Consider the following 18,317-nt stretch of genomic DNA (forward strand, 5'->3'; position numbering starts at 1 on the left):
GCATCCAGGTCAATTAGAGTGCCGTCGTGGCACAGCAGCGACCCCCCGGGACCACCGGCAAGATCCCCCAGCAGCGCACGGCGGCGTCCGCCCGGCCGGGCGGCGGCGACGCGGCGCCGGCCGACACCGGGCGGGGCGGCCCGCTCCTGCGCAGGGTCCGCGCCGTGCCGCCGCGGACCCTGCTGGGCGCGGGCGGGGTCGCCGCCGCGGTCGTCGCGGCCGTCGTCCTGCTCGCCCAGCCCGCCGCTCCCCCGGCCGCGCCGCCCGCGCCCGGCGACGGCTCCGTCCCGATCGCCCAGGCCTGGCCCGCCGTCCGCGTCTCAGCCGCCCACGCGGGGAACCTGGCCGACAACACGACGTTCACCCCGCGCCTGTTCGTCACCCCGGACCTGGCCGTCGGCATGGCCCGCACCCCCGACGGCGCCCACCTGCGCGTCGTCCTGCGCGGGGTCGACGGCACCACCACCGAGGTCAACCGCAGCCCGTCCGCCGACGACCCGATCTTCAACGGCTTCACCGTCGCCGATCCGCGCACGGTTGTCTACGCGGAGTCGCACAGCGTCAAGGGCGAGTTCGCCACCACGATCTGGCGGGTGGACGTGCCGACCGGCAAGGCCAGCGTCGTCACCACCGACACGGGCAACGCGACCTTCCGCAAGAGCGCGTTCGACCTCGTGGTCGCCGAGGGCAAGGTCCACTGGCTCACCGGCGGCAACATCAAGTACATCCCCGCGGAGCTGCGCTCGGTGCCCGTCGGCGGCGGCCCGGTCACCCGGCAGAGCGTGCCCACCCTGCTCTCGCTGTCGACGTGGCCGTACCTGACGAGCGCCGAGTCGGCCCTGTCGGTGGCGGCCAAGGTGTACCACCTGAAGACCCGCAGGGAGGTGACCGTCCCGACGACGCCCACCGAGTCGGTCAAGTGCAGCGCGACGTGGTGCCGGATCGGGGTCAGCGGACCGAACGGCCTGAGCCGCATCGACGTCATGCACCCCGACGGCAGCGGCCGCACGCGGATGGCCGGCCCCGTCGGCTCGGTGATGAACGACGTGGCCGTGGCGGGGCGGTTCGAGCCGTTCAGCCTGCCCGAGGACCCGATGACCGGGACCATCACGCTGCGCCTGTACGACCTGGCCACCGGCCAGGTGGTCGAAATCGCCAGGGGGGCGGCAGTCGTCGAGGCCCAGGGCACGATGCTGTGGTGGTCGATCGGCGAGCCCGGCAAGTCCTACACCTGGCACGCCGCCGACCTGGCGGCCGTCCCGGCGGCGCCGGCCCCCACCGCGTCGGCCCCGACGGCGTCGGCCACGCCCGCCGCGGGCGGCGGCACCCCGACCGGCCCCGCCCCGACCGACCCCGCGTCCGCGAGCCCCGCCGCGACCGCCGGTACGCCGGAGCCGGCGCCCTCGTCCTGAGGCCGTGCCCGGCGGCGGCGTCCGCCGGGGTCGCGGCGCCCGGCCGGCGGCGGATCATGCTACCGATCCGCACCTGTTTGGCTGGCGCCCCGCACCACCGTGCCCGGGCACACTGTCGGACATGCCCTTCGACGAGCGTTTCCTCAGCACCCGCCAGCGCCGCTGGGCGTGGGTCGGCTTCGCCCTGCTCGCCCTCAACGCACCGGTGGTGGCCCGGCTCCTGCCGGACGCCTCCTGGCTGCTGAACATCTGCGTGGCCGCTGTCGTGGCCGTCGTGCTGATCGCCGACGACAGCGCCGGCCGCCGCGCCGCGCAGGAGCCGGCCGCCGAGGAGAGCTGGCGGTGACGGCCGCCCTGCGCCGCGTCCTGGGCGACCGGACGACCGTCCGCGAGGTCCGGGCCACCCTCGCGGCGCTCGGCCGCGACCTCGGCGACGCGGGCCTGGCCGTGGCGGAGGTGCTGCCCGGCCTGCGGGCCGCGCTGGACCAGCACGCGGCCGCCGTCCGGGACAGCCTGGGCGGGGACACCGCCGCGCTGACCGCGGGCGCCCTGGCCGGGTACGCCGCAGGCCTGTGCGAGGCGGCGGGGACGCGCGGCTGGCGGATGCCCGCCGAGCCCGTCGACTGGTCGGCCGCCGACTGGGTGGCGACCCGCCTGCTGGCGGTGTGCGCGCTGGCCGCCCCGCTGTCGGCCCGCGCCTGAATCGCACCTGCTTCCACGTTCACGAGGCGTCCGGGACCGACTGGTCCCGGACGCCTCGTTCGTGTGGTGCGGCGGCCTGCGTGCCGCGCCGCCCGTTTCGGTGGCGCGCGCCGTCAGCGGCGGGCGCCGTCAGTGGCGGGCCGCGCCGGAGTCCGCGCCGGTGGCGGTGGCCGTCGGCGCCGTGGCGGTCGCCGTCGGCGCGGCCGCGGCGCCGGTCCGGTCGGCGAGCTGGCGGTCCAGGTCCGCCTGACCCGCCTGGTACCCCTGGCTGCGCGCCATCATGGTCTGCGACTCGGACTCGGCCCGCTGGAGCCAGCCCTCCCACCGCTGCGCCATCGGCTTGATCAGGCCGCCGCCGATGCCGACGACGGCGATCCCGGCGACCGTGGCCAGCGCGGCGATCATGACGGAGTTCGTCACGGTGACGGCGATGCCCACCTGGTTGAGGGCGGCGATGACACCCATCCCCAGGATGAACACCTGAGCGACGTTGCCGAGGATCCGGCCCGAGGACAGCCCGCCGAGCGAACCGGTGACCAGGTCCTTGGCCGCGCTGGCGATCGCGCCGGCCACCAGGACGATGACGATGGCGACGAAGGCGTTGGGCAGCCACGCCACGACGTCGTTGATCAGGGTGCTGACCGGGTTCGCGCCGAAGACCCCGAACGCGATCTGGAGCGTCACCAGCAGCAGGGTGTAGTACGCGAGCCGGGCGAGGATCCCGCTGGCGTCGTACCGGCCGCGCTGCATCGCCTGCCCGACGGCGCCGCGCCGCATGAGGCGGTCGAAGCCGACCCGCTCCAGGACGGCGCCGATCACCCGCCGGACCACGCGGGCCACGATCCACCCGACGGCCAGGATCACGAGGAACGCGACGGCCTTCGGGGCGAAGTTCGCCACCGACCGCCACATATCGGTCAGTGCCGCGCTGATGTCACCCATGTGCGCCTCCCGTAGCTTCCGCTTCTGTGGGGCGTATTCCCGCGGGTGAGGCGTTCACACATGACGGTGGCGCCGGGGTTCGCCGACGCGAACGCCGACGCGCGCGGCCGCCGGGGGGCGGTCGCGCGCGTCGGTTCCGGGGGCGGGTCGCGTCAGCTCCGGCCGAAGACCTGGGTCCAGTAGGGGGTGCCGTTGCTGGCGTACGCCATGCCGACGCCGACCGAGCGGGCGGCGCAGTTGAGCATGTTGGCGCGGTGGCCGGCGCTGTTGGCCCAGCCGACGAACACGCTGCGGCCGTTGCCGTAGCCGAAGGCGATGTTCTCGCTCATGGCGTACTGGTAGCCGGCCCGGCGGGCGCGCTGGACGAACGTGCCGGTGCGGGGGCTGACGTGGTTGAAGTAGCGGTACGCGGCCATGTCGGCGGAGTGGCGGCGGGCGGCGATGTTCAGGCTGGCCAGCGGGCGGACGGCGCGGCAGCCGCTGCGGACCCGGTAGGCGTTGGTGTAGCGCATGGCCTCCGCCGAGTAGGTGGCGGCGCGGGCGGCCCGGGCGGCGGCCACGGAGGTGGTGGCGGCGGCGGGGGCGGCGGGCGTGGCGGGAACGGCGAGGAATCCGACACCGGCGGCGGCGACGAGGAGGGGCGCGAGACGGCGGAGGATAGACACTCGGTGGTTCCCCTTTGCGAATGGCGGTCCGCCACGGGCTTCGACCCGCAGCGGCGGTGGCGCCATTCCCATCGGTCCCCGGCGAAGGGGAACGAGTGCGCGCAAGGTGACCCTCAGTAGCAGACAAGTTACTGAGGGTCGTCACGTTCCGTGACTACTGGCTGTACTGGGCCAGCAGCGCCGTCATGGTCGACAGCGCCGGCTCCAGCGCCTCCGGGATGCTGCCGTCGGTGACCCGCAGCGTCCGCCCGGCCGCGCGCAGCTCGTAGTGGAAGCCGTCGCTCACCCCGCCGGTGGCGCCGGGCTGGCGCACCGACGCGATCCGGGCGGCGGTCAGCACCCGCCGCAGCTCGGCCAGTTCCTCCGGCTGCAACTCCCCCGTGCGCGGGCGGGCGCCGCGGACCGCCAGCGCGTAGCGGCCGTCCTCGCCGACCGTCAGCCTGTCCTCCACCCCCGCCAGCCCGCCCGTGCGCCGGTAGTCGACCAGCTCGGCGCCGGTGGGCGTGGGAGCGGGAGTCGTCGTCGGCGGCGCGCTCGGCGACGGCGTGGCCGCCGGCCCGCCCTTCGGGGTGCACCCGCCCAGGAGCACCACCGAGATCACCGCCACCACCGTCGCGAACCGCACGCGCATCGTCCCGCCTTCCGCTCGTCCGCCCGGACTGTGCCCAGGCCGATCCGTGGCCTCAACATAGCCACCCAGGTGAATCGACGCACGGCGATGCTCCGCGGTTCGTCCGGGGGCCACGCAATTCTGCCGGCGGAGCCGCCCGCGCCACTCCCGGCAACACGGCTGCGGGAGCGTCACACAGGCCCCGACCCCGTCAATCGTGGCGACCGTCACATCAGCACCCCATGCGGGCAGCATTGGTCTGTCCGGCGGAAACCCGGCGGTGTAACGTACGCACGCCGCGACCGACACACCGCGCGCCGACCGCCGAGCCGGGGCGGTCCATGCGGGCGTCTCCGCCCCGGAGTACGGCCGGCGGTGGTTACGGTGAGCAGGCGGGCAGACCAGGAACGGCCAGACGACAGGAACGGACGGCGGGGAGCGTAATGACGAGTTACACGCTTGAGCACCCGGGCGGAAAGCTGCCGCTTGAGGTCCGAGACGCGGTCGAGGGTCCGCCCGGTCTGGAGATCGGCAAGCTCCTCTCGGCGACCGGGCACGTCACCCTGGACCAGGGCTTCGTGAACACGGCCTCGTGTACGTCGGCGATCACCTACATCGACGGCGATGCGGGCATCCTGCGCTACCGCGGGTACCCGATCGACCAGCTCGCCGGTGAGGCCAGCTTCATGGAGGTCTCCTACCTGCTGGTGTACGGCGAGCTGCCGACCCAGGCCCAGCTCGACGAGTTCACCAACCGGATCCGCATCCACACCCTCCTGCACGAGGAGATGCGCCGGTTCTTCGACGGCTTCCCCCGCGACGCGCACCCGATGGCGGTGCTGTCCTCGGCGGTGAGCGCGCTGTCGACCTTCTACCAGGACAGCCTCGACCCGTTCGACCCCGCGCAGGTGGAGATGTCGACGGTCCGGCTGCTGGCCAAGGTGCCGACGATCGCCGCGTACGCGCACAAGCAGTCCATCGGCCAGCCCCTGCTGTACCCGGACAACCGGCTCGGTTACGTCGAGAACTTCCTGAGGATGACGTTCGGGGTGCCGGCGGCCGAGTACGAGATCGACCCGGTCTTCGCCAAGGCGCTGGACATGCTGCTGATCCTGCACGCCGACCACGAGCAGAACTGCTCGACGTCGACGGTGCGGCTGGTCGGCTCGTCGCAGGCCAACATGTTCGCCTCGGTCTCCGCCGGGGTGAACGCGCTGTTCGGGCCGCTGCACGGCGGCGCCAACCAGTCGGTGCTGGAGATGCTCCAGCAGATCCACGACAGCGGCGACGACGTCGACGCCTTCGTCACCCGGGTCAAGAACAAGGAGTCGGGCATCCGCCTGATGGGCTTCGGCCACCGGGTCTACAAGAACTACGACCCGCGCGCCACCATCATCAAGCAGGCGGCGCAGGAGGTCCTGGGGCGGACCACCGGCAACGACCCGCTGCTGGACATCGCGATGCGGCTGGAGGAGGTCGCCCTCGGCGACGACTTCTTCGTCTCGCGCAAGCTGTACCCGAACGTCGACTTCTACACCGGCCTGATCTACAAGGCCATGGGCTTCCCGCCGAAGATGTTCACGGTGCTGTTCGCGCTGGGCCGGCTGCCGGGCTGGATCGCCCAGTGGCGCGAGATGATCAGCGACCCGGCCACCAAGATCGGCCGTCCGCGGCAGATCTACACGGGTGCCCCGGAGCGGGATTTCCTCCCGCTCGAAAAGCGCTGACCCACCAGCACGACGACGGCGCGGCCCCGGCGGGGTCGCGCCGTCGGTGTTTCCACCCGCCCCGGCGCCCTCCGTGGCGCGTCCGCGGCGGGTCAGGCGGCCGGGTGGGCCGGGCGCGCGGGCGGGAGGTTGGCGATGGCGCGGGCGTAGGCCTCCAACTGCCGGACGGAGATCGTCACGCCCAGGCCGCGCAGCTTGGCCTGCATGTCGGCGGCGATCTCCTCGGGCGGGCGGCCCGCGTGGGTCGGGGCCAGCAGACCCACCACGCGCTCGATGCGGACGCTGAGATGGCGCTCCAGGGCGCCGCCCGCGCCGCTCTCGGGGCGGGCGACCGCGGCGATCCGTGCCGTTTGGTCAGTCATTCCCCAACTGTAAGAAAACTCACGTCTCCGGTAAACCCCTGGCCGCGCCTGGGGCTCCAACTGCCCGAATGGCCGACAGCGGCCGCTGAACGCGGCCCGGAGCAGGCCGCCACTGGTGACGGCGTGACCCGGCCCGGCCACCGGGTCGCGGTGGCCGGGCCGGGTCACGCCGTGTGCTTCCCCGCCCGCGCCCCGGCGGGGCGGCGGCGGGCGGCCGGGTCAGCGGCCGGCGATGCGGCGGGCGACCGCCGAGATCAGCCGGTCCAGCTCCGAGCCGAACGGGTTGTCGTGCACCAGGTAGGTCCACGTCGCGCTCGGGCGCACCAGCTCCGCCTTGTCCGGCTGCCAGCCGTCGCTGAAGTCGGTGTCGGCGAACGTCGCCGTCGTCCGCTCCTCCACCTCCGGCACGAGCTTGGTGAAGGCCGGTACCGCCGAGCGGTGGAACTCGTCCAGGGGGTCCAGCCGGCCCAGCGCGCGCAGGTGCACGCCCTCGCGGATCTCGGTCAGCTCGGCCAGGTGGGCCGTCCAGAGCCGGTCCAGGTGGAACAGGGCGATCGCCCGGGCCGCCGTGGACAGCACCTCGGGGTCGATCTCGGCCGTCTTCTCCGGGAACTTCTCGGTCAGCATGACCGCCGCGATCTCGCTGTTCAGCAGGCGCTCCCGGCGCTCGGCCAGCGCCTGCCGCTGCTGCTCGACGACGACGCTGTACCGCCAGGTGTTGCGGTGGATCTCGAAGTTGACGCCCTCGGCGACCCGCTGGGCGTGCTCGACGGCGTAGATGGCCCGCTCGTCGGTGACCAGGCCGTCGGACTGCATCTCCGGCGAGGGCGGGATGACGTCGGCCGCGTGCTTGACGATCAGCTCGTCCTCCAGGCTGACGAAGAACACAGAGCCGCCCGGGTCGCCCTGGCGGCCGGCGCGGCCGCGGAGCTGGTCGTCGATGCGGCGGCTGTCGTTGCGGCCGCTGCCGATGACGAACAGCCCGCCCAGTTCGGCGACCCGGTCCGCCTCGGCGGCGTCGCTGCCGCCGAGGCGGATGTCCACGCCCCGGCCGGCCATCTGGGTGGAGACGGTGACCGCGTTGTACGCGCCGGCCTCGGCGATGATCGCCGCTTCCTCGGCGTCGTTCTTGGCGTTGAGCACCACGCACTCGATGCCCGCGTCGGCGAGCGACTTGGCGAGCCGCTCGGACTCCTTCACGTCGAGCGTGCCGACGAGCACGGGGCGCCCGGTGGCGTGCTGGGCGGTGATCTCGGCGACCAGGTACTCGTCCTTCTCCGCCCGGGTGGCGTACAGGCGGTCGGGCTGGTCCTCGCGGATGTTGGGGGTGTTCGGCTCGACGACCGCCACCTCCAGCTTGAAGAACTCGCGGAGCTGGTCGCCGACGAGGACCGCGGTGGCGGTCATGCCGCACAGGTGGGCGTACAGCGCGACGAACGCCTGGACGGTGATCGTGCCGAGCACCTCGCCCTCGGCGGTGGCCTCCAGGCCCTCCTTGGCCTCCACGGCGGCCTGGAGCCCGTCGGGCCAGCGGCGGCGCTGGGCGACCCGGCCCCGGAACTCGTCGATCAGCTCGACCTTGCCGTCGCGGACGAGGTAGTCGACGTCGCGCTTGAGCAGGGCGCGGGCGTGCAGCGCCAGGTTGAGCGCGGTGAGTTCGGCGACGTGCTCCTCGTCGTAGAGGTCCGCACCGCCGAGCTGCTGCTCCAGCTCCGCCAGGCCCTTGCTGGTGAAGGCGACGCTGCGGCCGTCGTCGGCGACCGTGAAGTGCAGGCCGCGGCGCAGGCCGCGGACCAGCTCGGCGGCCGAGTGGACCGGGTCCTGGTCGTGGGTGACGGCACCGGCGAGGATCAGCGGGACGCGGGCCTCGTCGATGAGGATCGAGTCGGCCTCGTCGACGATGGCCGTGCGGCGCTCCGGCTGGACCCGGTCGGCGAGGTCGGTGACGAGCTGGTCGCGCAGGAAGTCGAAGCCGGCCTCGGAGACGGAGACGTAGGTGACGTCGGCGTCGTAGGCGGCCCGCCGCTCCTCGGGGGTGCTCGCCTCGGTGACCCAGCCGACGGTCATCCCGAGCAGCTCGTAGATCGGCTTCATCCACTGCGCGTCGCGGCGGGCGAGGTAGTCGTTGACGGTCAGCAGGTGGACCGGGCCGTTGCCCTTGCGCACGTGGCCGAACGCCGCGATGGCGGCGGTCAGCGTCTTGCCCTCGCCGGTGGCCATCTCGGCGACGCGGCCGCCGAGCAGCGCCATGGCGCCGAGGAGCTGCACGTCGTACGGCCGCTCGTCGATCGCGCGGCGGGCGGCCTCGCGGCCGAGCGCGCAGATCTCGACGAGGCTCGCCGCGACGCTGGCGCGCGCGGTCAGCGCCTCGTCGTCCAGGTTCTCCAGCTCGGCCTCAAGGGCCTCGATCGCGGCCAGGTGCTCGCGCATCGGCGTGAGCTCCACCGTGGTGCCGGGGCGCTGGAGCATCCGCCGGACTCTGCTTCGGATCAGTTGCGACACACCCATGAGCGGCAACGGTACGCGACGCCGGTCGCGCCGCGCGCCCCTGGATCGCACTGGCGCGCCGAGTTCCGCGCAGAGGTCGGACAGAGGCCGGGTGTCACCCGCACAAAAGAATCCCAAAAAGATACACAGCACCCAAATTGCTTGAATCCGTAAAAACGTACTATCAGGGGATGAGAATCGCTTCTGCACTGCTCGCCGCCGGTCTCACGGTCGCCGCCGGCCCACCGGCGTCCGCGGCACCCGCGCCGCGCGAAGCGACGCAGACCATCGCCGCCTTCTACTCGTTCGACACCGCCGTCCCCGGCGCCACCGGCACCGTGGCCGACGTGTCGAACCACGGCCGCACCATGCGGATCCGCGCCGCCGACGGCGGTGCCGTCCGGTTCTTCGAACGGGCACCGAAGCTCGCCCTGCTGTTCCCCGCCCGCTGCGTGCCCCGGGCGGCCACGTGCGCCCGGGCGATGCTGGAGACCCCGCACCACGAGAGCCTCAACCCGGGCACCCGGCGCCTGTTCTTCGGCGCCCGGCTCATCGGGACCGCGGGCGCCGTCGGCACGGGCGCCAACATCCTGCAGAAGGGCGTGAACCCGGGCGGCAGCCAGTACAAGCTCCAGATCGGCGCCCGGGGCAAGCCCAACTGCGTGGTCGCCGGCCAGGCGGCCGGGGAGGTGTTCCTCGCCCGCTCCTCGGCGCCGGTCACCGACGGCGCCTGGCACCAGGTCGCCTGCCTGCGGACCGGCACGACGCTGTACGTGTACGTCGACGGCGTGGCCCGCGGCTCGACGGCGGTCCCCGCTACGGTGACCGTGACCAACACGCTTCCGCTGCGGCTGGGTGCCCGCAACCTCGCCGACCGGACCGACCGCTTCGGCGGCGGGGTCGACGACGTCTTCGTCACCATCGGCGGCTGACGCCGCCTCCGGCGGGTCCGGCCCGCGGGGGCGCCGGACCCGCCGCCCGTCCGCCCCCGACCTGGCCCGACCGATGCGGAGTACACACGCCATGGCGCTCATCACCGTCGCCGAGGACGACGACGACCTGAGACCGGTGATCGTCCGGGTCCTGGAGCGGGCCGGACACGAGGTGGTGGCCGTCGGCGACGGCGGCGCCGGCCTGGCCGAGCTCCGCCGCCGCCGGCCGGACGTCCTGGTGACCGACCTGGACATGCCGGTGCTCACCGGTACCCAGATGTGCCGGCGGGCCGCCGCCGAGGGGCTGCTGGACGGGGTACTGATCATGGTGGTCAGCGGCGCGCTCCCGCGCGGCGCCGACCCGCACGACGCCCTGCCCACGAACACGGTGCTGCGCAAGCCGTTCACCGGCACCGATCTGCTCCGCTGCCTGCGCGCCCTCATGGACCCCTCCGCCCCGACTCCCTGACCTCCGCCGCCCTCGCCCCTGCCGGGGGCGCCGCGGGTCCCGCCGCGCCGCCGGTCTGCCCGGGGGCGGCGGTGCTACGCGGGGGCGTGGGGGGTGGCCCGGGCCGCGGCGCGGACCAGGGCCGCGGCCAGCTCCGGGCGGCCCGCCCAGTGCAGGTGCAGGTACGAGGCGTGGACGCGGCCGAGGACGAAACCCTCGCGCCGGGCCCTCCCCTCGCCGTCGCGCCAGGCCCACGCCGGGGCGGCGCCCGCGGGCGGGCCCACCGCGGTCCGGTGGAACTCGTGCCCGGTCACCCGGGTGCCGGCCGGCGCGAGCGGGCTGTCGGTGACGGCGACGGCGTCGCGGTACCCGAGCACCAGGGTCGGGGTCATCGCCGCGTCCGCGGGCAGCACCCCGCACATCGGCGCGCCGTCCAGCGTGCGGCACAGCCAGAGCAGGCCGGCGCACTCGGCGACCACCGGCGCGCCGGCCGCCGCCAGGTCGGCCACCGCGGCCCGCAGCGGCGCGTTGGCCGAGAGCTGGGCCGCGTACACCTCCGGGAACCCGCCGCCGACGACGAGCGCGGCGGTGCCCGCGGGCAGCCGCTCGTCGCGCAGCGGGTCCAGGGTCGCCACGCGGGCCCCCGCCGCGGCCAGCAGCTCGGTCGTCTCGGCGTACCCGAAGGAGAACGCCGGACCCCCGGCGACCGCGACGACCGGGCGGGCGGCGGTGACCGCCCCGCCGGGGGTCCAGGGGGCGGCCGCCAGCGGCGGCGCCGTGGCGGCGAGCGCCGCGACGGCGTCCAGGTCCACGCCCGCGGTGACCAGGGCCGCCAGCGCGGCCACCGAGGCCAGCGCCTCGCCGCGCCGCTCGACGGCCGGCACCAGGCCGAGGTGCCGGGACGGGGCGGCCACGTCCGGGTGCCGGCGCAGCGCTCCCAGCACCGGCGCGCCCACCTCCGCGCACGCGTCCCGCAGCAGCCGCTCGTGCCGGTCGGAGCCGACCCGGTTGAGGATGACGCCGCCGAAGCGGACCCGCCCGTAGGCGCGGAACCCGTGGATCAGCGCCGCGACCGAGCGGCCCTGCGCCGAGACGTCCACGACCAGCACCACCGGCGCCTCCAGCAGCGCCGCCACCTGCGCGGTCGAGCCGAGGTCGCCGGCCCCGACCCGCCCGTCGTACAGGCCCATCACGCCCTCCACGACCGCGAGTTCGGCACCGGCCGCGCCGTGGGCGAACAGCGGGGCGATGCGGTCCTCGCCGACCAGGACCGGGTCGAGGTTGCGGCCGGGGCGGCCCGCGGCGAGCGCGTGGTACCCGGGGTCGATGTAGTCGGGGCCGACCTTGAACGGGGCCACCCTGGTCCCGCGCGCCGCGAAGGCCGCGAGCAGGCCGGTGGCCACCGTCGTCTTGCCGTGCCCGGAGCCGGGGGCCGCGAGCACCAGCCGGGGCACGGTCACCACTCGATGCCGGCCTGTCCCTTGCGGCCGGCGTCCATCGGGTGCTTGACCTTCGTCATCTCGGTGACCAGGTCCGCGGCCGCGAGCAGGTCGGGGTGGGCGTCGCGGCCGGTGACGACGACGTGCTGGCTGCCCGGCCGGGCGGCCAGGGTCGCCACGACGTCGGCGACGTCCACCCAGCCCCACTTCATCGGGTAGGTGAACTCGTCCAGCACGTAGAAGCGGTACGACTGCGCGGCGAGGTCCCGCTTGATCTGCGCCCAGCCCTCGGCGGCCTCCACGGCGTGGTCGCGCTCGGCGCCGGGCCGCTGGATCCAGGACCAGCCCTCGCCCATCTTGTGCCAGGTCACCGGGCCGCCGTCGGGGCCGGCGCCCAGCGCGCGCAGCGCGCTCTCCTCGCCGACCCGCCAGCGCGGGCTCTTGACGAACTGGAACACGGCCACCGGCCAGCCCTGCGACCAGGCGCGCAGCGCCATGCCGAACGCGGCGGTCGACTTGCCCTTGCCGGCACCGGTGTGGACCGCCAGCACCGGCTGCCGGCGGCGCTGGCGGGTGGTGAGGCCGTCGTCGGGTACGTGCTCCGGCCTGCCCTGCGGCATCAGGCGGCCCCCCGCACGGCGCCCAGTGCGTCCAGCGGTACGCAGTCGGCGGAGAGGGCCGCGGCGAGGCGGCGCGCCGTGCCGAGCCGGACCGGGCCGGACTCGCAGTCGACGACGACGGTGCTCACGCCGGCCAGCGCGGGCGTGACGGTGGCGGGGTCCGGGCCGCTGGTGCTGCGGCCGTCGGTGACGACGACCAGCAGCGGGCGGCGGCGCGGGTCGCGGCGGCGCTCCAGCTCCAGCGTCCGGACGGCCGCGGACAGGCCGGCGGCGAGCGGGGTCCGGCCGCCGGTGCGCAGGGCGGCCAGCCGCAGGACGCCGACCTCGTGGCTGGTCGTCGGCGGCAGCACCTCCTCGGCGGCGGTACCGCGGAACGTGATCATGCCGATCCGGTCGCGGCGCTGGTAGGCGTCGCGCAGCAGCGACAGGACGGCGGTCTTCACCACCGTCATCCGCCGCCGCGCGGCCATCGAGCCGGAGGCGTCGACCACGAACAGGACCAGGTTGGACTCCCGGCCGACGTGGACCGCCTCGCGGAGGTCGGCGCCGGTGACGGGCGCGCCGCCGCGCAGCGCCGCGGCGCGCAGGCTCGCCGGCAGGTGCACCCGGGTGATCCGGCCGGTGGGCCGGCGGGCGCCGACCACCCGGCCGCGGTGGGCGTAGGCCGGCGAGCGCCGACCGGTGTGGCCGGCCTGGCCGCGCCGGGCCGCCCGCAGCTCCCGCGGCCGGAACGCCGCGCCGGCCGCGACCGGCGGCGCGGCGTCGGCCCGGGCGCGGTCGGTGCCCGCCACGGGGGGCGTCCCCGCGGCGGCCGGCGGCGGGCCGCCGTCGGCGTGCGGGGCCGCAGCGCCGGGCCGGGGGTGCTGCTCCCGGCCGCCCGCGTCGTACGGGGGGTCGCCGGCCGGGCCGCCGGAGCCGCCGCCGTCCGGCCCACCGCGGGGGCCGCCGCCGTCCGGGCCGCCGCCGGGGCCGGCGGGGCCGCCGCCGGGATCGTCGGGGTCCGGCGCGTCGCCGTCGGGGCCGGGGGGCTGCGGCGCGTGCCGGTCGAGTACTTCGTCCAGCCGCGCCTGGTCGGTGCCGGGCGGGTCCAGCGGGTCGCGGCGGCGGCGGTGCGGCAGGGCGAGGCGGGCGGCGTCGCGCACGTCGTCAACCCGGACCTCCGGGTGCCCGTGCCAGGCGGCCAGGGCGACGGCGCAGCGGGCCACCACGATGTCGGCGCGCAAGCCGTCCACGCCGTAGTCCAGGCAGATGGCGGCGATCCGGTCCAGCTCCCGGTCGGGCAGCCGGACGGCGCCCAGCCGCTCCCGGGCCGCCGCGATCCGGCCGGCGAGCGCGGCGTCCTCCGGCGACCAGCGCGCGGCGAACGCGGTGGGGTCCGCCTCGTAGGCCAGCCGGCGCCGTACCACCTCGGCGCGCTCGGGCGCCCGGCCCGGGGCGGCGACCGAGACGACGAGCCCGAACCGGTCGACGAGCTGCGGGCGGGGCTCGCCCTCCTCGGGGTTCATCGTGCCCACGAGCAGGAAGCGGGCGGCGTGCTTGACCGAGACGCCGTCGCGCTCGACGTGGGCGCGGCCCATGGCGGCGGCGTCCAGCAGCAGGTCGACGAGGTGGTCCGGGAGCAGGTTCACCTCGTCGACGTACAGCACGCCCCGGTGCGCCGCGGCCAGCAGGCCGGGCTCGTACGCCTTCACGCCGTCGCTGAGGACGCGCTGGAGGTCGAGGGTGCCGGTGACCCGGTCCTCGGTGGCGCCGACCGGCAGCTCGACCAGCGCCGCCGGGCGGCGCTGGGCCGGGGCGGCGGGGTCGTGCGGGCCGTCCGGGCAGGCGGCGTCGGGGGTGGCGGGGTGGCAGGCGAAGCGGCAGCCGGGTACGACGTCGACGTCGGGCAGCAGCGCGGCGACCGCCCGGACGATGGTCGACTTGGCCGTGCCCTTCTCACCGCGGACCAGCACGCCGCCGACGGCCGGCGACACCGCCGTCAGCAGCAGGGCCAGCCGCAGGTCGGCCAGGCCGACGACGGCGGAGAACGGGTAGGGCGGGGTCACGGGCAACTCAGGCGCGGAGCCATGCGCGTCAGTCCCTTCCGCGGGTGTCCACGCCCGCGCGTCGGTGGGGTTCGGGTCCGCGCGACGGAGTTCCTGACTCCCCGCCGGGCACGCGGCCGGGCGGGTCACAGTGGCGGGACCGCCCCGGACTCGCACCGGGTTCCTCCACGCGCGCTCGGGCGCCATGCTCCCCCACCCCCGGTACCCCGTCAAACCTCGGCCGCGGCGGCGGCGCCCCGCCGCGGCCTCCGGCGGGCGCGGGCGGACCCGGGCCGCACCGCGGGGAGGCTGTCCGCGGAATCGCGGCGAAGTACGGGGATTTGGGCGGTTAAACATCGTCTCTTTCGCTAGATTTGGCTCTCCTGCGCAGGAGTACGCGCTGGTGCGGTGGAACCGCCGATGCCAGGGGCGAGGGAGGCTCTCCGGCAGCCCCACACCCGGGAGAGAGCCAGTGTCGAATATCTGCCGCCGTACCGTCCTGCTCGCCGCGCTGGTCGCGGCGACCGGCGCGGTCGCGCCCGCGGGCGGGTCCGCGCCGACGCCCGCCGCCGACCGGGCCTCCTCCTCTCCCGCCGCGACCGGCCCCGGCGCTGCCGGCGGCGACGCCGCCGCGACCGACTTCGACACCACGACCGACTTCGACGCCACGGCCGACCTCGACGCCACGGCCGGCCCGGGGCCGGCGGGCGGCGCGGCGCCGAGCGGGGCGGGCGCGGCTGGGCCGCGCGGCGCCCGGCGCGGCGCGGCGCGGGTGGCGGCCGCGGACTCGGTGCTCGTCCGGTTCCGGTCCGACCTGGCCCCCGCCGCCCGGCGGGCCGCCGTCGGCCGCCTCGGCGCCTCCGGCGCCACCGGCGTCGGCGCCTCCGGCCTCACCCGCGTGGCGGTCACCGGCGACGCCACGGCCGCCGCCGCGCGGCTGCGCCGCGACCCCGCCGTCGCCGAGGTGGCCGTCAACCACCGGCGCCGCCTGACCTTCGTGCCCGACGACACCCGGTACGCCGCCGAGCAGGCCGGCAACCTCGGCGTGCTGCGCCTGCCCGCCGCGTGGGACGTCGAGCGCGACGCCGCCGACCAGATCGTCGCGGTCGTCGACACCGGCGTCGACGGCACCCACCCCGACCTGGCCGGGCGCCTGGTCGCCGGCTGCAACACCGTCGGCACGGCCGGCGGCTGCCAGGGCAGCACCGGCGACGCGAACACCGCCAAGTACGAGGGCGCCGGCCACGGGACCATGGTCGCCGGCATCATCGGCGCCGCCACGAACAACGCGACCGGCGTGGCCGGCGTCACCAGCGCCGCGAAGATCATGCCGATCAAGGTGTTCGGGCCGGACGCCGCCGCCCCCGGCGAGCTGACCGCCACCGACGACGACGTCATCGAGGGCGTGCGCTGGGCGGCCGACCACGGCGCCACCGTGATCAACCTGTCGCTGGGCGGGAGCGAGCCCGGCGCGCTCGGCCCGGCGATGACCTACGCCCGGTCCAAGGGCGCCGTCGTGGTGGCCGCGGCCGGCAACTCCGGCGCGGAGTCCCCGGAGTACCCGGCGGCGTTCAGCAGCGTCCTAGCCGTCGCCGCGACCGACAGCGCGGCCCGGCTGACCGAGTTCTCCACCCGGGGCGACTGGGTCGACATCGCCGCGCCCGGGTTCGACGTCGCCTCGACGTTCCCCGGGGACAAGTACGAGGCGTGGAGCGGCACCTCCTTCTCCGCGCCGCTGGTGGCCGGCGTCGCCGCGCTGGCCCGCTCCGCCGACGGGCTGGACGACGCGGCGACGTTCAGCCGGATCGTCGGCACGGCCCGCGACGCCGGGCCGCGCGGCACCGACCCGTTCTACGGCCACGGCCTCGTGGACGCCGCGGCGGCCGTCGGCGCCCCGGCGCTGCCGCCGGGTCCCGGCGTGGCCGAGGTGCCCCAGCCGGACATGACCGACGACGCCAACGGGTTCCCGGCCCGCGCCACCGCCTTCACCGGGTCCAGCACCGCCGGCACCATCGGCATCGAGGGCGACGTCGACTGGTACCGCCGCCCGGCCTCCCCCGGCCGGCGGGTCAGCGTCCGGGTCACGCCGCCGTCGTACGTGACGACGAAGGCCGCCAACATGGACCCGGTCCTGCTCGTCTACGACCAGGACCTGCGCCTGCTCGACGTCGCCGACGACCCGTTCGACGCCACGGCCACCGAGACCAGCACGCTGACCACCCCCGCCGGCACGACGGCCCTGTACCTGGCGGTGCACAGCTACCACGGCGCCCGGGACAGCCGCAGCTACACCCTGTCGGCGGGTACCCCCGCCGCGGCGCCGCGGCGCGCCCGCGGCACGGCCGCCTGGATCCGCGACATCAGCCCGGCGCCCTACGCCGTGGCGCAGTCGGCCGCCGCCGCCCCGCGGGTGGTCTTCCACCGGGCGATGAAGGCGTCGTCGGTGACCGCCGCGACCGTCAGGCTGCGCGACGGCCGGACCGGCGCCTTCGTCCCGGCGACCGTCACCTACCGGTCGGCCACCAGGACGGCGACCCTGGACCCGGTGACCGCGCTGACCGCGACCGGGCCCTACCGGGTGGAGGTCGGGTCGGTCCGGGACGCCCAGGGCACCGTGTACACCGGCCGGGCGCGCAGCGCGTTCCGGGTCGGCGTCGCCCCCGTCACCGGGCTCGCCGTCACCGCGACGCCGGACAACGGCGCCCAGGACATCGACCTGGACTGGACGAACCCCGCGATCGGCACCCTCGACAAGGTGGTGGTCCGGTACGTCGCGGGCGCCGCGGTCCCCGGGCGGCCGAGTCTCGGCGCGGCGGTGTACGACAGCGACGACGCGGCCCAGCCCAGCGACGTGCACGCCACCGTCCAGGACCTGGCGGGGCCGACGCACACCTTCGCGGTGTTCACCGTGGACGAGACCGGCCTGTACTCCGCGCCGGTGGTCGGCCGGGTGAGCGCCGCGGCCGTGGCGCTGCGGGCGTCGGCGACGCCGGTCACCTACGGCGCCGCCGTCACCCTCACCGGCACCGTGCGGCACGCCGGCACGCTGGCCCTGTCCGGCGCCGCCGTCAAGCTGGAGTTCGTCCCCGCCGGGGTCGGGGTCGCCGCGCACGTCAGCAACCTGACCACCGACGCGACCGGCGCGGTGGTGTACCGGCTGCGGCCCGCCGCCAGCGGCACCTACCGCCTGCGCTACCTCGGCGCGGCCGGCGCCGCGCTGGTGGCCCCGGCGACCGGGTACCGCCCGGTGGCGGTCCGGGTGGCGGTGACCGGCGCGCTGGCGCGGGCCGCGGCCGCCCGCGGCGCGACGGTCGCGTTCACCGGCGCCGTGGCCCCGGACCACGCGGGCGGGCCGGTACGGCTCCAGGAGCGGTCCGGCGGCACCTGGCACGACGTGGCGACGGCGACGCTGGACGCCGACAGCCGCTACCACTTCGCCGTCCGCGCGGCGGTGCGCGGCGTGCACACCCTGCGCGCGTACTGCCCCGGCGACGGCGACCACGCCGGTGGCGCCAGCCCGTCCCGGCAGCTCACCGTCACCTGATCAAAAAAGGTTGCCAGTTGATCTGTCGGATACCTGACAGCGCGGGAGTCGCGCGAGGGGCAGTCTAGGGAGACGACCGACGGCAGGGCCTCGTCAGACGGGGGTGTGCCGGATCGTCCCCGCACCCACACGGCGGACGCATCCGATCAGCGGCGGGGCTCTCGCGGTCGACCGGCCAGGTGCGGATCCGCGCCTTCCCCGCCGGTGGGCGTGGTGTCCGACGCCGGGCGACCGGAGAGTCGGAGAGCGCGCCCACCTCGGCCGCCGGTCCGCGGGCCGGCGCGCTTGCGCGCCGCTGCCTCTACGCGTCGCACGCGCCGCCCCGTCGCTTCCCCGGGCGCGGCCCGGCCGCCTTGTCAGGTGCGCCGGGGCCGTAGGCCAGGATGGGGGCCGCGCAGCCGCG

Annotated in this window: 15 protein-coding genes and 1 riboswitch; of the genes, 7 read left to right on the forward strand and 8 right to left on the reverse strand. The window is 75.9% G+C overall.

All coding sequences use genetic code 11. From position 1 onward, the window contains the following. Positions 1-26: 26 nt before the first annotated feature. From IEY75_RS08860 to IEY75_RS08870, 3 genes are all read left to right on the forward strand, one after another. Entirely contained in the window at positions 27-1,412 is a 1,386-nt protein-coding gene (locus IEY75_RS08860) for a hypothetical protein (RefSeq protein ID WP_189113758.1), read from the forward strand. Positions 1,413-1,533: 121 nt separating this feature from the next. Further along, a complete protein-coding gene (locus tag IEY75_RS08865) occupies positions 1,534-1,758 on the forward strand; it encodes a DUF6410 domain-containing protein (protein WP_189113759.1) in 225 nt (74 codons plus the stop codon). Beyond that, complete coding sequence (locus IEY75_RS08870) at positions 1,755-2,114, forward strand: DUF6401 family natural product biosynthesis protein (RefSeq protein WP_229789467.1); 360 nt, start codon at positions 1,755-1,757, stop codon at positions 2,112-2,114. Before IEY75_RS08865 ends, IEY75_RS08870 begins: the two co-directional genes overlap by 4 nt. A 129-nt stretch (positions 2,115-2,243) precedes the next feature. Here the strand turns inward: IEY75_RS08870 and IEY75_RS08875 are convergent, their stop codons facing one another. From IEY75_RS08875 to IEY75_RS08885, 3 genes are all read right to left on the reverse strand, one after another. Then, positions 2,244-3,056, reverse strand: coding sequence for a mechanosensitive ion channel family protein (locus IEY75_RS08875; protein WP_189113760.1), 813 nt, complete (start codon positions 3,054-3,056; stop codon positions 2,244-2,246). A gap of 152 nt (positions 3,057-3,208) precedes the next feature. After that, a complete protein-coding gene (locus IEY75_RS08880) occupies positions 3,209-3,721 on the reverse strand; it encodes a CAP domain-containing protein (protein ID WP_189113761.1) in 513 nt (170 codons plus the stop codon). Between the two features lie 154 nt (positions 3,722-3,875). Continuing rightward, the gene (locus IEY75_RS08885) at positions 3,876-4,352 is read right to left on the reverse strand and encodes a protealysin inhibitor emfourin (RefSeq protein WP_189113762.1); all 477 of its coding nucleotides are present in this window, start codon (positions 4,350-4,352) and stop codon (positions 3,876-3,878) included. 422 nt (positions 4,353-4,774) lie between these two features. Between IEY75_RS08885 and IEY75_RS08890 the strand changes: the two genes are divergently transcribed. Then, entirely contained in the window at positions 4,775-6,058 is a 1,284-nt protein-coding gene (locus IEY75_RS08890) for a citrate synthase (protein ID WP_189113763.1), read from the forward strand. Positions 6,059-6,150: 92 nt separating this feature from the next. Here the strand turns inward: IEY75_RS08890 and IEY75_RS08895 are convergent, their stop codons facing one another. After that, the gene (locus IEY75_RS08895) at positions 6,151-6,420 is read right to left on the reverse strand and encodes a hypothetical protein (protein WP_189113764.1); all 270 of its coding nucleotides are present in this window, start codon (positions 6,418-6,420) and stop codon (positions 6,151-6,153) included. Positions 6,421-6,639: 219 nt separating this feature from the next. Beyond that, the gene (gene secA2, locus IEY75_RS08900; RefSeq protein WP_189113765.1) at positions 6,640-8,928 is read right to left on the reverse strand and encodes an accessory Sec system translocase SecA2; all 2,289 of its coding nucleotides are present in this window, start codon (positions 8,926-8,928) and stop codon (positions 6,640-6,642) included. A gap of 170 nt (positions 8,929-9,098) precedes the next feature. Here secA2 and IEY75_RS08905 point away from each other — a divergent pair, with 170 nt between their 5' ends. Both IEY75_RS08905 and IEY75_RS08910 read left to right on the forward strand, forming a co-directional pair. Beyond that, positions 9,099-9,839, forward strand: a complete 741-nt coding sequence (locus IEY75_RS08905) for a LamG domain-containing protein (protein ID WP_189113766.1) — start codon at positions 9,099-9,101, stop codon at positions 9,837-9,839. A 91-nt stretch (positions 9,840-9,930) separates the two neighbouring features. Next, complete coding sequence (locus IEY75_RS08910) at positions 9,931-10,308, forward strand: response regulator (protein WP_189113767.1); 378 nt, start codon at positions 9,931-9,933, stop codon at positions 10,306-10,308. A 74-nt stretch (positions 10,309-10,382) separates the two neighbouring features. On the opposite strand, the gene IEY75_RS08915 is transcribed toward IEY75_RS08910, so the two are convergent. Genes IEY75_RS08915 through IEY75_RS08925 form a run of 3 tightly spaced genes read right to left on the reverse strand, consistent with a single transcriptional unit; the run spans position 10,383 to position 14,391 of the window. Further along, complete coding sequence (locus tag IEY75_RS08915) at positions 10,383-11,750, reverse strand: cobyrinic acid a,c-diamide synthase CobB (protein ID WP_189113768.1); 1,368 nt, start codon at positions 11,748-11,750, stop codon at positions 10,383-10,385. Beyond that, positions 11,744-12,346 (reverse strand): cob(I)yrinic acid a,c-diamide adenosyltransferase, encoded by a 603-nt coding sequence (gene cobO / locus IEY75_RS08920; protein ID WP_189113769.1) that lies wholly within the window; start codon positions 12,344-12,346, stop codon positions 11,744-11,746. Before cobO ends, IEY75_RS08915 begins: the two co-directional genes overlap by 7 nt. Continuing rightward, a complete protein-coding gene (locus IEY75_RS08925; protein WP_189113770.1) occupies positions 12,346-14,391 on the reverse strand; it encodes a VWA domain-containing protein in 2,046 nt (681 codons plus the stop codon). Before IEY75_RS08925 ends, cobO begins: the two co-directional genes overlap by 1 nt. Positions 14,392-14,478: 87 nt before the next feature. Next, a riboswitch (cobalamin riboswitch) is annotated at positions 14,479-14,557 on the reverse strand. Positions 14,558-14,842: 285 nt separating this feature from the next. Between IEY75_RS08925 and IEY75_RS08930 the strand changes: the two genes are divergently transcribed. Then, complete coding sequence (locus IEY75_RS08930) at positions 14,843-17,914, forward strand: S8 family serine peptidase (protein WP_189113771.1); 3,072 nt, start codon at positions 14,843-14,845, stop codon at positions 17,912-17,914. Positions 17,915-18,317: the final 403 nt, after the last annotated feature.

This window comes from Pilimelia terevasa (assembly GCF_014647915.1).
Lineage (GTDB): Bacteria > Actinomycetota > Actinomycetes > Mycobacteriales > Micromonosporaceae > Pilimelia > Pilimelia terevasa.